This is a genomic window from Nocardioides donggukensis, from assembly GCF_014842875.1.
Lineage (GTDB): Bacteria > Actinomycetota > Actinomycetes > Propionibacteriales > Nocardioidaceae > Nocardioides > Nocardioides donggukensis.
On sequence record NZ_JACYXZ010000001.1, the window covers coordinates 546,396 to 558,957 of the forward strand.

13 protein-coding genes are annotated in these 12,562 nt (G+C 73.9%); 11 read left to right on the plus strand and 2 right to left on the minus strand.

What is annotated here, in order from left to right; genetic code table 11:
* The first annotated feature begins 39 nt into the window (after positions 1–39).
* Genes rplM through IE331_RS02760 form a run of 5 tightly spaced genes read left to right on the plus strand, consistent with a single transcriptional unit; the run spans position 40 to position 3,498 of the window.
* Positions 40–483: a 50S ribosomal protein L13 gene (gene rplM, locus IE331_RS02740; RefSeq protein WP_192140244.1), complete on the plus strand. Its 444-nt coding sequence runs from the start codon at positions 40–42 to the stop codon at positions 481–483.
* A 33-nt stretch (positions 484–516) separates the two neighbouring features.
* Positions 517–1,023 (plus strand): 30S ribosomal protein S9, encoded by a 507-nt coding sequence (gene rpsI, locus IE331_RS02745; protein WP_192140246.1) that lies wholly within the window; start codon positions 517–519, stop codon positions 1,021–1,023.
* 22 nt (positions 1,024–1,045) lie between these two features.
* Positions 1,046–2,395 carry a phosphoglucosamine mutase gene (gene glmM, locus IE331_RS02750; protein ID WP_192140248.1) on the plus strand — a complete coding sequence of 450 codons (1,350 nt, stop codon included), beginning with the start codon at positions 1,046–1,048 and terminating at the stop codon, positions 2,393–2,395.
* Positions 2,396–2,452: 57 nt separating this feature from the next.
* Complete coding sequence (locus IE331_RS02755) at positions 2,453–3,343, plus strand: GNAT family N-acetyltransferase (protein ID WP_192140250.1); 891 nt, start codon at positions 2,453–2,455, stop codon at positions 3,341–3,343.
* Positions 3,340–3,498: a hypothetical protein gene (locus IE331_RS02760; RefSeq protein WP_192140252.1), complete on the plus strand. Its 159-nt coding sequence runs from the start codon at positions 3,340–3,342 to the stop codon at positions 3,496–3,498. Before IE331_RS02755 ends, IE331_RS02760 begins: the two co-directional genes overlap by 4 nt.
* Positions 3,499–3,546: 48 nt before the next feature.
* Here IE331_RS02760 and coaA read toward each other — a convergent pair whose 3' ends face one another.
* Positions 3,547–4,587, minus strand: coding sequence for a type I pantothenate kinase (gene coaA, locus IE331_RS02765; RefSeq protein WP_192140254.1), 1,041 nt, complete (start codon positions 4,585–4,587; stop codon positions 3,547–3,549).
* 68 nt (positions 4,588–4,655) lie between these two features.
* On the opposite strand from coaA, the gene glmS reads away from it, so the two are divergent.
* Together glmS and IE331_RS02775 are read left to right on the plus strand one after the other, a co-directional pair.
* Positions 4,656–6,500: a glutamine--fructose-6-phosphate transaminase (isomerizing) gene (gene glmS, locus IE331_RS02770; RefSeq protein ID WP_192140256.1), complete on the plus strand. Its 1,845-nt coding sequence runs from the start codon at positions 4,656–4,658 to the stop codon at positions 6,498–6,500.
* Positions 6,497–6,868, plus strand: a complete 372-nt coding sequence (locus tag IE331_RS02775; RefSeq protein ID WP_192140258.1) for a holo-ACP synthase — start codon at positions 6,497–6,499, stop codon at positions 6,866–6,868. The genes glmS and IE331_RS02775 overlap by 4 nt, the downstream gene beginning before the upstream one ends.
* On the opposite strand, the gene IE331_RS02780 is transcribed toward IE331_RS02775, so the two are convergent.
* Complete coding sequence (locus tag IE331_RS02780; protein ID WP_192140260.1) at positions 6,863–7,786, minus strand: hypothetical protein; 924 nt, start codon at positions 7,784–7,786, stop codon at positions 6,863–6,865. The two genes, IE331_RS02775 and IE331_RS02780, sit on opposite strands and share 6 nt — an antisense overlap.
* Before the next feature lie 132 nt (positions 7,787–7,918).
* Here IE331_RS02780 and IE331_RS02785 point away from each other — a divergent pair, with 132 nt between their 5' ends.
* The 4 genes from IE331_RS02785 to tsaE all read left to right on the plus strand — a co-directional run bounded on the left by IE331_RS02785 (position 7,919) and on the right by tsaE (position 12,556).
* The gene (locus IE331_RS02785) at positions 7,919–9,313 is read left to right on the plus strand and encodes an NAD(P)H-hydrate dehydratase (protein ID WP_192140262.1); all 1,395 of its coding nucleotides are present in this window, start codon (positions 7,919–7,921) and stop codon (positions 9,311–9,313) included.
* A gap of 74 nt (positions 9,314–9,387) precedes the next feature.
* Positions 9,388–10,539, plus strand: coding sequence for an alanine racemase (gene alr / locus IE331_RS02790; RefSeq protein ID WP_192140264.1), 1,152 nt, complete (start codon positions 9,388–9,390; stop codon positions 10,537–10,539).
* A complete protein-coding gene (locus IE331_RS02795) occupies positions 10,536–11,627 on the plus strand; it encodes an alpha/beta fold hydrolase (protein ID WP_192140266.1) in 1,092 nt (363 codons plus the stop codon). Before alr ends, IE331_RS02795 begins: the two co-directional genes overlap by 4 nt.
* Positions 11,624–12,556, plus strand: a complete 933-nt coding sequence (gene tsaE, locus IE331_RS02800) for a tRNA (adenosine(37)-N6)-threonylcarbamoyltransferase complex ATPase subunit type 1 TsaE (protein ID WP_192140274.1) — start codon at positions 11,624–11,626, stop codon at positions 12,554–12,556. Before IE331_RS02795 ends, tsaE begins: the two co-directional genes overlap by 4 nt.
* Positions 12,557–12,562: the final 6 nt, after the last annotated feature.

Genomic DNA, 12,562 nt, shown 5'->3' on the forward strand with positions numbered 1-12,562 from the left:
TCGTCTGGTCGGGCCCAACGAACGAGTAAGGCTCAAACCGTGCGTACGTACAGCCCGAAGCCCGCTGACATCCAGCGCGAATGGCACGTGATCGACGCCACCGACGTGGTCCTCGGCCGGCTCGCCGTCCAGACCGCCAACCTCCTGCGCGGCAAGCACAAGCCGATGTTCGCGCCCCACGTCGACACCGGTGACTTCGTCATCGTCGTCAACGCCGAGAAGGTAGCCCTGACCGGCAGCAAGATGACCAAGAAGATGGCCTACCGGCACTCCGGCTACCCCGGTGGCCTCTCGGCCACCCCGATCGGCGAGGTCCTCGAGAAGGACGCCCGCAAGGCCATCGAGGCCGCGGTCTGGGGCATGCTCCCCAAGAACCGCCTGGGCCGCCAGATGCTGAAGAAGCTCAAGGTCTACTCCGGCCCCGAGCACCCGCACGCGGCCCAGAAGGCCACCCCCTTCGAGATCACCCAGGTCTCCCAGTGACTTTTCGCAACGAGGACGAGGTAAGGAACACCCGTGGCTGACACCACCAACGAGACCCCCGCCGAGGAGACCTTCGAGGTCGACGAGCAGGGCGTCGCCTACAGCTCGGAGAGCGCCCCCTCCGCCGACGCCCCGCTGCGTCCCGCGACCATCGCGCCGGCCGGCGCGACCGGCCGTCGTAAGGAGGCCGTCGCCCGCGTCCGCCTGGTGCCCGGCACCGGCGAGTGGACCGTCAACGGCCGACCGCTGGACGCCTACTTCCCGAACAAGCTGCACCAGCAGGTCGTCAACGAGCCCTTCGTGACCACCGACCTGGAGAACCGCTTCGACGTCATCGCCCGGATCCACGGCGGCGGCATCACCGGTCAGGCCGGCGCGCTGCGCCTCGGTGTGGCCCGTGCCCTGAACGCGATCGACCTCGAGGCCAACCGTCCCTCGCTCAAGAAGGCCGGGCTGCTCACGCGTGACGCCCGCGTCATCGAGCGCAAGAAGGCCGGTCTCAAGAAGGCCCGCAAGGCCTCGCAGTTCAGCAAGCGCTGAGTCGCGGGCTGGTCTGCGCCGCATGTCGCAGAAGCTGTTCGGCACCGACGGGGTCCGGGGGCTGGCCAACGGTCAGCTGACCGCGGAGCTGGCCCTGGACCTGTCGGTCGCCGCGGCCCACGTCCTCGCCGACCGCGGCGAGTTCGCCGGGCACCGGCCGCGTGCCGTCGTCGGCCGGGACCCCCGCATCTCCGGGCAGTTCCTGGAGGCCGCCGTGGTCGCCGGGCTGGCCTCGGCCGGTGTCGACGTCCTGCTCCTCGGTGTGCTCCCGACGCCCGGGGTCGCCCACCTCACCTCCGCGCTGGAGGCCGACCTGGGCGTGATGATCAGCGCCTCGCACAACCCGATGCCCGACAACGGCATCAAGTTCCTCGCCCGCGGCGGCCACAAGCTCGACGACGCCGTCGAGGTCGCCATCGAGAAGCGGCTGCGTGAGCCGTGGGAGCGGCCCACGGGGTCCGGCGTCGGACGGGTCTCGGCCCACGAGACCGCGGTCGACGAGTACGCCGCGCACCTCGCGGCGACGATCCGCGCCCCCCTGACCGGCCTGAAGGTGGTCCTCGACTGTGCCGAGGGCGCCGCCCACCGGCTCGGGCCGCAGGCGCTGCGCGCCGCGGGGGCGGAGGTGGTCGCGATCCATGACCAGCCGGACGGGCTGAACATCAACGACGACTGCGGCTCCACCCACCTGGAGGACCTGCAGAAGGCGGTCGCCGAGCACGGCGCCGACGCCGGCTTCGCGGTCGACGGCGACGCCGACCGGGTGCTGGCCGTGGATGCGACCGGCGAGGTCGTCGACGGCGACCAGATCCTGGCCGTGCTCGCGCTGGCGATGCGCGACGCCGGCGAGCTGGCCAGTGACACCGTGGTCGCCACGGTGATGAGCAACCTCGGCTTCGTCCAGGCGATGCGGTCCGCCGGGGTCGGCGTACGCCAGACCAAGGTGGGCGACCGGTACGTGCTCGAGGCCATGAAGGCCGGCCGCTACAGCCTCGGCGGCGAGCAGTCCGGCCACGTGATCATGACCGGCCACGCCACCACCGGGGACGGCGTGCTCACCGCCCTGCACGTGCTCGCGCGGATGGCGGCCACCCGGGCTCCGCTCGCCGAGCTGGCAGCCGTGATGACCCGGCTGCCCCAGGTCCTGGTCAACGTCGCGGACGTCGACAAGTCGCGCACCGACGACGACGCCGTCCTCGCCGCTGCCGTCGCCGAGGCGGAGGCCGAGCTCGGCGACGACGGCCGGGTGCTGCTGCGGCCCTCGGGCACCGAGCCGCTGGTGCGGGTGATGGTGGAGGCCCCCACCGCCGACCAGGCCGGCGCCGTGGCGGACCGCCTGGCGACCGTGGTGCGCGACCGCCTGGCCCTCTGAGCCGTCCGGCACGAAAACCCCTCGCTCCGGCGGGAGCCGCGCGCCTAGGCTCCGAGCGTGACCGAGACCGACCAGCCGCGGGTCCGCGCACCCCGGGTCGAGGTGCGCCGGGTCGAGGTGCGCCGGGTGGATCCGGCCGACATCGACGGGCTGCGGGCGTGGTGGGACGTGGGCCGTCAGGTCGAGGCGGTCCGGCCGATCGACGACCACTGGCCGTTCGAGGCCTGCCGGATCCTGCTCAACGATCCGAGGGCGGACGCGGACCGTCGGCCCTTTGCGGTGCTCGACGACGGCCAGATCGTGGCGGCGGGTCGGGTCGACCTCCCGCTGGAGGAGAACACCCACGCCGCCTACGCGCAGGTCCAGGTGCTCGAGGAGCACCGCCGGCGCGGCCACGGCAGCCGACTGCTCGCGACCCTCGAGGGCGAGGCCAGGGCCGCCGGCCGGCGCAGCCTGCTGGGCGACGTGCTCGCTCCGATGCGGGGGGACCCGGCCGGTGCCGGCTTCGCCGCCGCCCAGGGGTTCACCCTGGCCAGCGCCGAGGAGGTGAAGGCCCTCGACCTGGCCTCCTCCGAGGGCGGCTGGGCCGGGCACGCCGCCGCCCTGGCCGGCCACCACCCCGGCCACCGGCTGGTCGCCTGGCGCGGCTCGACGCCCTCCGAGCTGGTCGAGGGCACCTGCGCCCTCTACGCCCGGTTCATGGACGAGATCCCGCTGGGGGAGCTGGACCTGGCCGGCAGCGACTGGGACGAGGCCCGGCTCCGGGAGGACGAGGAGCGCGATGCCCGGGCCGGCCAGCACCGGTTCGTGGTCGTCGCGGTCGCCGCCGACGGTCGCGTCGTGGGGTTCACCGACCTCTACGTCACCGACGGCCAGACCCACCTGGCGTGGATCGGCGGCACCCTGGTGCTGCCCGAGGAGCGGGGCACCGCCTCGGCGCCGCGATGAAGCTGGCCAACCAGCGGCAGCTTCGGGCGGCGTTCCCCGGGTGCGCGACGCTGCTGACCGGCAACGCCGCGGTCAACGCGCACATGAACGCGGTCAACACCGAGCTCGGCTTCCGACCCGTGGAGCGACGGCTGGAGTTCCAGAAGTCCCTGTGAGCCGGGTCGAAGGCCTCCCGGCCGGCGATCTGACCGGCGCCTGCCCGGTCAGAGCTTGCGGACCCGGACGTAGCGCACCGAGTGGTCGGCGTCCTTGCGCAGCACGAGCGTCGCCCGGGAGCGGGTCGGCTGCACGTTCTGGATCAGGTTCGGACCGTTGATCGAGTCCCAGATCCGCTCCGCCTCCGCCACCGCCTCCGCCTCGGTCAGGCTGGCGTAGCGGCTGAAGTAGGAGTCCGGGTCCCGGAACGCGGTCTCGCGCAGCCGCAGGAAACGGTCGATGTACCAGCGGCGGATGTCGCTGGTCGCCGCGTCGACGTACACGCTGAAGTCGAAGAAGTCGCTGACCGCCGGCCCGGTGCGGCCGTCCTCGAGGACCCTCGCCGGCTGCAGCACGTTGAGGCCCTCGATGATCACGATGTCGGGGCGCTTGATGACCACCCGCTCCTCGGGGAGCACGTCGTAGGTGAGGTGCGAGTACATCGGCGCCTCGATCTCGTCCTTGCCGGACTTGATGTCGACCACGAACCGCAGCAGGGCCCGGCGGTCGTAGGACTCGGGGAAGCCCTTGCGCAGCAGCAGCCCGCGGCGCTCCAGCTCCGCGTTGGGGAGCAGGAAGCCGTCCGTGGTCACCAGCGCGACCGACGGGTGCTCGGGCCAGTGCGCCAGCATCTGCTGCAGCACCCGCGCCGTCGTCGACTTGCCGACCGCGACCGAGCCGGCCAGCCCGATGACGAACGGCGTGCGCGGCGGGATCGGCCGGTCGAGGAACTCCTCCTGCCGGCGGTGCAGGTTGCCGGCCGCCTCGACGTACATGCTCAGCAGGCGGGACAGGGGGAGGTAGACCTGCTCGACCTCGGCCAGGTCCAGCTCCTCGCCGAGCCCGCGGACCCGCTCGATCTCCCCGGTCGTGAGCGGCTGCTGCTCGCCGGGCTCGGTGAGGGCCGCCCAGGCGGCCCGGTCCAGCTCGACGTACGGCGAGGTCTCCCGGCCCTGCTCCCGGCCCTGCTCCCGGGCCGGTTCGCGGGCCTGATCGCGGCCCTGTTCTCGATGGGGCTCGCGACAGGACGGGCCGCCGGGGGAGGACATGCGGTGCATTGTTGCAGTCCGGCACGGTGCGGCGGGCAGGTCCCGGGTGGGCCGATAGACTCCGGCGCATGTGCGGAATCGTGGGTTATGTCGGGGAGAAGCAGGCACAGACCGTCGTGATGGAGGGTCTGCGCCGGCTCGAGTACCGCGGCTACGACTCCGCCGGGATCGCCCTGGTCGCGGGCGATGCCATCGCCAGCGACAAGCGGGCCGGCAAGCTGGCGAACCTGGACAAGGCGCTCGCCGAGACGCCGCTGCCGCCGTCCACGACCGGCATCGGACACACCCGCTGGGCCACCCACGGCGCCCCCAACGACCGCAACGCCCACCCCCACCACGGCCGGCGGTCCCGGCTGGCACTGGTGCACAACGGCATCATCGAGAACTTCGCCGAGATCCGCGCCGAGCTCGAGGCGGACGGGCACGACCTGCTGTCCGAGACCGACACCGAGGTGGCCGCGCACCTGATCGAGCGCGAGCTGGTCGCCGGAGCCGACCTCACCACCGCGATGCAGAGCGCCTGCCGCCGGCTCGAGGGCGCGTTCACGCTGGTCGCGGTCGACTGCGAGGACTCCTCCCGCGTGGTCGCCGCCCGGCGGAGCAGCCCCCTGGTGGTCGGCCTCGGCGAGGGCGAGAACTTCGTCGGCTCGGACGTGTCCGCCTTCATCGGGCACACCCGCGAGGCGATGGAGCTGGGCCAGGACCAGGTCGTGACGATCACCCGCGAGGGCGTCGAGGTCACCGGCTTCGACGGGTCGCCCTCGGAGGGTCGTCGCTACCACGTCGACTGGGACCTCTCGGCCGCCGAGAAGGACGGTCACGACTGGTTCATGCGCAAGGAGATCCACGAGCAGCCCCGGGCCGTCGCCGACTCGCTGCTGAGCCGGCGTACGCCGGAGGGGCTGCTGCAGCTCGACGAGGTGCGGCTCTCCGACGAGGACCTGCGCGACATCGACAAGATCATCATCATCGCGGCGGGGACCTCGTTCTACGCGGGCATGGTGGCGAAGTACGCCATCGAGCACTGGACCCGGATCCCGGTCGAGGTCGAGCTGTCCTCGGAGTTCCGCTACCGCGACCCGATCCTGACCCACGACACCCTCGTCGTGGCGATCTCCCAGTCCGGCGAGACCGCCGACACCCTCCAGGCGATCCGGCACGCCCGCACCCAGCGCTCCAAGGTGCTCGCGATCTGCAACACCAACGGCTCGACGATCCCGCGGGAGTCCGACGCGGTCATCTACACCCGCGCCGGGCCCGAGATCGGGGTCGCCTCGACCAAGGGCTTCCTGACCCAGCTGGTGGCCTGCTACCTGCTGGCGCTCTACCTCGCGCAGGTCAAGGGCACCCGCTACGGCGACGAGATCAACCAGGTCGTCGACCAGCTCGAGGCGATGCCGGGCCACATCGAGTCGGTGCTGGCCGACGCGGATCAGGTGTACGCGCTGGCCCGGGAGTACGTCGGGGCGCGGTCGGTGCTGTTCCTGGGTCGGCACGCCGGCTACCCGGTGGCGCTCGAGGGCGCGCTGAAGCTCAAGGAGCTGGCCTACCTGCACGCCGAGGGCTTCGCGGCCGGCGAGCTCAAGCACGGGCCGATCGCGCTCATCGAGGACCAGCTGCCCGTGCTGTGCGTCGTCCCGCCCCGCGGTCGCGACCAGCTGCACGAGAAGATGGTCAGCGGCATCCAGGAGGTGCGGGCCCGGGGGGCTCGCACGATCTGCCTGGCCGAGGAGGGCGACACCGCGATCGAGCCGTACGCCGACGTGCTGATCCGGCTGCCGAAGGTGCCGACGCTGCTGCAGCCGCTGGTGGCGGTGGTGCCGCTGCAGCTCTTCGCCTGCGAGCTCGCCACCCAGCTCGGCCACGACGTCGACCAGCCCCGCAACCTCGCGAAGTCGGTCACGGTCGAGTGATCGTCGGGGTCGGCATCGACGTCGTCGAGATCGTGCGGTTCGCGGAGTCCCTGGAGCGCACCCCGTCGCTGCGCACCCGGCTCTTCACACCGGCCGAGGCGCGGCTGCAGCCGCAGTCGCTCGCGGCCCGGTTCGCGGCCAAGGAGGCGATCGCGAAGGCGCTCGGCGCACCGGCCGGCCTGGCCTGGCACGACGCCGAGGTGGTCTCGGCCCCGTCCGGCCGGCCGCACTTCGAGCTGCGCGGGACGGTGCGCTCGGCGGCCGCCGCGCTCGGCGCCGGGACTGTGCACCTCTCGCTCTCCCACGACGGCGGGATCGCCTCCGCCTTCGTCGTCCTCGAGGGTCGTGTGCCCGACGACGCGCTATGACGCGTCGAGGGGCACACGACGGGGTACGCCGAGGGCGATGAGGTCCGCGGCCACCTCGTGCGGCTCGTGTCGCAGCTCGAACGAGGTGCACCGGAGCACGACCCGATCGAGAGTCGTGAGCCGCCGCGCCCGGCGTACGTCCCGGCTCTGGTGGGTGACGTCGAGGTGGAACGCGCCGTCCACCTCGAGCACCAGCGTCCGTCCGGTCCTCAGCCGCCACTCGCAGTCGGTCCAGCGAGGTCGGCCGGACCGGTCCACTCGGGGCACCTGGCGTGAGGGCCGGACCAGCCCGAACCGGTCGCAGAGCCGCCGGACGTCGATCTCGGCGACCGACTGGGCGCCTCCGGCGAGGTCGAGGAGGGTGGCCCGGAACTCCCTCGCCCGGCGCAGCGGCCGCATCGTCGCCAGCCACTCCCCGAGCCGCTCCGGGGTGGTGAGTCGCTGCTGGACGACCGCGGCGAGCACGCCGTGGGCGGTGCGGCGGTGTCGTTCGTAGCCGGCGAACAGCAGCACCGCGGGCTCGAGCCGGCACACCGGCATGGCCAGGGCAGGCTGGCGCAGGGCGACCCGGTCCCGTCGGGTCCGGAAGAAGTCGACCCCCGCGACCGGGTCGAAGGCACGCTCGTCGTCGACCAGCACGGTGATCGTGGGCCGCTCCCAGTGCCGCAGACCGTGCACGGCGGCCGCGCTCAGCCCGCCGACCAGGGCGCCGGGACCGGCATGCAGGACAGCCAGCCAGAGCCGCTGCTCCCAGGAGAGAGGGCCGGTGGTGACGCTGACCACCGTCGGGGTGCGCTCGCTCCAGCGCCCGGCCGCGAGCTGGTTGCGCACCCGGTCGGAGTCGAAGCCGAGCCGGTTGAGCTGGCGGCGCGCGAGCATCCCCTGCTGCCGCGCGGCGAGTGCCTTCCAGTCCTCCACGCCGTCCAGCCTCACCCGGGAGACCGCGGTCCGGGACGGCTCCTCCACAGCCCTCCGCGGTCGTGTGCCCGAGGACGCGCGCTGGCGCGTCGAGGGGCACACGACCCGGACCCGCCCGGCTAGGTTGGGGGGATGCGCAGCGCCCACACGGTCGAGCAGGTCCGCGCCGCAGAGGGCGCCCTCCTGGCCGAGCTGCCCGCCGGGACGCTGATGGACCGGGCCGCGGCAGGGCTGGCCGCGGCCGTCGTCGACCTGCTCGGCGGCGCCTACGGCCGGCGGGTGCTCCTGCTGCTGGGATCCGGGGACAACGGCGGTGACGCCGCCTTCGCCGGGGCTCGGCTGGCCCGCCGCGGCTGTGCCGTCGAGGCCGTGCTGCTCGGCTCCTCGGTCCACGAGGCCGGCCTGGCGGCGCTGCGGGCCGCCGGCGGTCGGGTGGTCCCCGGCGGCTCGAGCGGCGAGAGCGGCCCGCGCTCCCGCCCGGACGTCGTCGTCGACGGCATCGTCGGCATCGGAGGTCGGCCCGGGCTGCGCCCCGAGGCGGTCGCCGAGCTGGAGCGGCACCGCGGGGTGCCGGTGGTGTCGGTGGACGTGCCCTCCGGGGTCTCCGTGGACGACGGCCGGCTGGTCGGCCCCCACGTGACCGCGGACCTGACCGTCACCTTCGGCACCCACAAGGTCTGCCACCTGGTCGACCCCGCCGCCGCGGCCTGCGGAGCGGTCGAGCTGGTCGACCTCGGGCTGCGGCTGCCGCCGGTCGACGTGGTGGCGCTGCAGGCGGCCGACGTCTCCTCCCTGCTGCGCACCCCCGGCGACACCGATCACAAGTACACCCGCGGCGTGGTCGGCCTGCGCACCGGCACGGCGTACTCCGGTGCCGGGCTGCTCAGCCTGGCGGGGGCGGCGTCCGGGCTGGCCGGGATGGTCAGGTACGCCGGCCCCGACGAGGTCGCCGACCTGGTCCGGGCCGCCCGGCCCGACGTCGTGGTCGGCGCCGGACGGGTGCAGGCCTGGGTGGTCGGCTCGGGCGGCGGGGACGCCGCGGGTGAGGACCTGGCGACGGCGCTGGCCGACGAGGTGCCGGTCGTCGTGGACGCCGACGGCCTGCGGCACCTGCCGGAGGAGCTCCCCGCGGGCACCGTGCTGACACCGCACGCCGGTGAGCTGGCCCGGATGCTCGGCGTCGACCGGGCCGCCGTCGAGGGCGCCCAGCTCGAGCACGCCCGCCGGGCCGCCGACCGGTGGGGGGCGGTGTGCCTGCTCAAGGGGCGCCGGTCGCTGGTCGTCGCCCCCGACGGTCGGGCCGCGGTCACCAGCACGGGGGTGCCGTGGCTGGCCACGGCCGGTGCCGGGGACGTGCTGGCCGGGCTCGTCGGCGCCCTGCTCGCGACCGGCCTGGACGCCTTCGACGCCGCCGCGGTCGGCTCCTGGCTGCACGGAGCGGCGGCCACCCTCGCCTCGGCCGGGGGGCCGATCACCGCCCCCGAGGTGGCCTCGGCGATCCCCGAGGCGGTGCGCCGCCTGCCGTGAGCCGCCACCCGGTCCCGTCCGACCAGCGACCCACCCGCCCCACCCTCCGGCCCGGACCTGAGACAATCCTCCCCATGGCTCCGGATCCGGCACGTGCCGAGATCGTCGTCGACCTGGCGGCGGTCCGGCACAACGTCCGCCTCCTGCGCGGCCTGACCGGTCCCGACGTGGCGATGATGACCGTGGTCAAGGCCGACGGGTACGGCCACGGCATGTCGGCGGTCGCCGCGGCAGCCCGCACCGCCGGCGCCACCTGGCTCGGGGTCGCCACCGTCGAGGAGGCCCTGGCGCTGCGTGAGGCCGGAGACACCGGGCGACTCCTGTGCTGGCTCGGGGTCCCGGGTGAGGACTACTCCGCCGCGCTGGCGGGCGACATCGACGTGACGGCGTACTCCCAGGCGGAGCTGGCTGAGATCGAGGACGCGGCGCGGGCCACGGGCGTGACCGCCCGCCTGCAGCTCAAGGTCGACACGGGTCTCGCCCGCGGCGGCGCCCGACTCGAGGACTGGCCGGACCTGGTCGCCGCGGCCGCGAAGGCAGAGTCGGTCGGGCTGGTCCGGGTCACCGGCGTCTGGTCCCACTTCGCGTGCAGCGACGAGCCGCGACACCCGGCCAACGACGACCAGCAGCGGGTGTTCGAGGAGGCCCTGGAGATCACGGCCGCCGCCGGCCTGACCCCCGAGGTGCGGCACCTCGCCAACAGCGCCGCCACCGTCCTGCGACCGGGGTCGCACTACGACCTGGTCCGGTGCGGGATCGCCAGCTACGGGCTGGACCCGGCCCCCGGCGAGACCGCCCCCGACCTCGGGCTGGTGCCGGCGATGACCGTCCGCGCCCGCCTGTCGATGGTGAAGCGCCTGCGCGCCGGGGACTCCGTCTCCTACGGGCACCGGTGGACCGCGCCGTACGACACCACGGTGGGCCTGGTGCCGGCCGGGTACGGCGACGGGGTGCCGCGGATCGCCTCCGACCGGGTCTCGGCGTGGGCGGCCGGCGCGCGCCGACCGCTCCGCGGGCGGGTCTGCATGGACCAGGTGGTGGTCGAGCTCGGCGACGCGGAGGCGCGACCCGGCGACGAGGTCGTGCTGTTCGGCACCGGCGCCGGCGGGGGACCCACCGCGACCGAGTGGGCGCAGGCCTGCGAGACCATCAACTACGAGATCGTCACCCGGATCGGTGGCCGCTTCACCCGCACGATCGTCGACAGCGAGGGGACGCAGCCATGACCGGGCGACGTCGGATCTGGGGGCTGGCGGCCGGCGCGGTCGGCGTGGCCCTCACCGGGACCGCGATCGGCATCGCCCGGCAGCGGCACGTCATCGCGCGGCGCGACCGCGGAGAGGCCCGCTTCGGCTCGCTGCGCTCGGCCCCGGTTACCGTGGTCGCCGACGACGGGGTGCCGTTGCACGTGGAGGTCGACGAGCTGCCGGCCGAGGCCGCGCGGGGTCGTCGCCGCCGGACGGTGGAGCCGTTCACGGTGGTCTTCGTGCACGGCTACGCCCTCAGCCTCGACTGCTGGCACTTCCAGCGGGCCGGCTACCGGGGTCTGGTGCGCGCGGTCTACTACGACCAGCGCTCGCACGGCCGCTCGGGCCGGGCCCCGGACGGTCACGCCACCATCGACCACCTCGGCCAGGACCTGCGACGGGTGCTCGACGAGGTGGTGCCCGAGGGTCGGGTGGTGCTGGTCGGCCACTCGATGGGTGGCATGTCGGTGATCTCGCTGGCCGAGCAGCACCCCGAGCTGTTCGGTCACCGGATCACCGGCGTCGCCCTGATCTCGACCACCGCGGGTGGGCTGGCCCCGCACCGGATGGTGCTCCCGATGCTGCCGGAGGGCCTGAGCGGCCTGGGCGGCGACCTGGCGCACCGGCTGGTCGCCGCGCTCGCGCACGGCGGACGCGCCGTCGACGGCCTGCGCCGCCTCGGCAAGGACATCGCCATGGTCGCCACGGACATGTTCGCCTTCGGCGACGACGTACCCCCCAGCTACGTCGAGTTCGTCGACCGCATGCTGTCGGGGACGCCGTACGAGGTGCTCGCGGAGTTCTTCCCCAACTTCGCCGCGCTCGACAAGTTCGCCACCCTCAACGCCCTCGAGCGGGTGCCCACCGTGATCGTGTGCGGCACCTCCGACCGGATGACACCGGTCGAGCACAGCCGGAAGCTGCACCGCCTGGTCGCCGGCTCCACCCTGGTCGAGTGCCCCGGCGCCGGGCACATGGTGATCCTCGAGCGGCACGAACAGGTCAACGCCGCCCTGGACCAGTTGCTCGCCGCGGCCGCGGCGTACGTCCCCTCGGAGCCCGAGTGAGCGACCTCGAGGTCTCGGTCGTCGGGGTCGAGGCGGCCGCGGCCGTCCACCAGGTGATCCAGGAGGCGTTCCGCGCCCGTCCGCCGATCGACCCGCCCGCCGACGCGCTGTCGGAGACGGTCGAGACGGTGGCCGAGGAGCTGGCGGCGTACGGCGGCGTGCTGGCGACGCTGCGCGGGGAGCCGGTCGGGTCGATGCTCTTCGACCACTCCGGGCCGGGCCTGATGCTGCGCCGGTTCGGCGTCGCCCCGACCGCGCAGGGGCACGGTGTGGCCAGCGGTCTGGTGCGGGTCGCGGAGGAGCACGCCCTGGCCAACGGCTACCACGGACTGCGGGTCAAGTCGCGGGTCGAGCTGCCGGAGTCGATCGCGTTCTGGGAGTACCACGGCTACACCCGCTCGGGCCGGGTCGGGGTGACGCTCCGGCTGGCCAAGGTCTTCCCGCGGCGCTACACCCTCGCGACCGCCGACGACGTCCGCGACTTCGGGGAGCGGCTCGCCGGGCTGCTCCGGGCCGGGGACCTGCTGCTGCTGAGCGGCGACCTGGGTGCCGGCAAGACCACCCTCACCCAGGGGATCGGCGCCGGGCTGGGGGTGCGCGGGCAGATCACCTCGCCGACCTTCGTCATCTCGCGGGTCCATCCCGGCCTGGACTCCGGCCCGCCGCTGGTGCACGTCGACGCCTACCGGCTGGGCGGCATCGACGAGCTGGACGACCTCGACCTCGACACCTCGCTCACCGAGGCGGTCACGGTCGTGGAGTGGGGCGAGGACGTCGCCGAAAGCCTGGCCGACGAGCGCCTGGAGATCCGGATCGTCCGAGCACCCGGTGGCGAGCAGTCCCTCGACGACCACGACCCCCGCGACCTGGTGCTCCAGCCGGTCGGGCTGCGCTGGCTCGACTCCGGACTCGAGAGCCTCACCGGCTAGCCTCGG

Excerpts from the sequence above, each read along its gene's own strand:
- coaA (WP_192140254.1), bottom strand. The coding sequence starts at position 4,587 with ATGTCCTCCCCCGGCGGCCCGTCCTGTCGCGAGCCCCATCGAGAACAG.
- alr (WP_192140264.1), top strand. The coding sequence starts at position 9,388 with ATGGCTCCGGATCCGGCACGTGCCGAGATCGTCGTCGACCTGGCGGCG.
- glmS (WP_192140256.1), top strand. The coding sequence starts at position 4,656 with ATGTGCGGAATCGTGGGTTATGTCGGGGAGAAGCAGGCACAGACCGTC.
- glmM (WP_192140248.1), top strand. The coding sequence starts at position 1,046 with ATGTCGCAGAAGCTGTTCGGCACCGACGGGGTCCGGGGGCTGGCCAAC.
- IE331_RS02795 (WP_192140266.1), top strand. The coding sequence starts at position 10,536 with ATGACCGGGCGACGTCGGATCTGGGGGCTGGCGGCCGGCGCGGTCGGC.
- IE331_RS02760 (WP_192140252.1), top strand. The coding sequence starts at position 3,340 with ATGAAGCTGGCCAACCAGCGGCAGCTTCGGGCGGCGTTCCCCGGGTGC.
- IE331_RS02785 (WP_192140262.1), top strand. The coding sequence starts at position 7,919 with ATGCGCAGCGCCCACACGGTCGAGCAGGTCCGCGCCGCAGAGGGCGCC.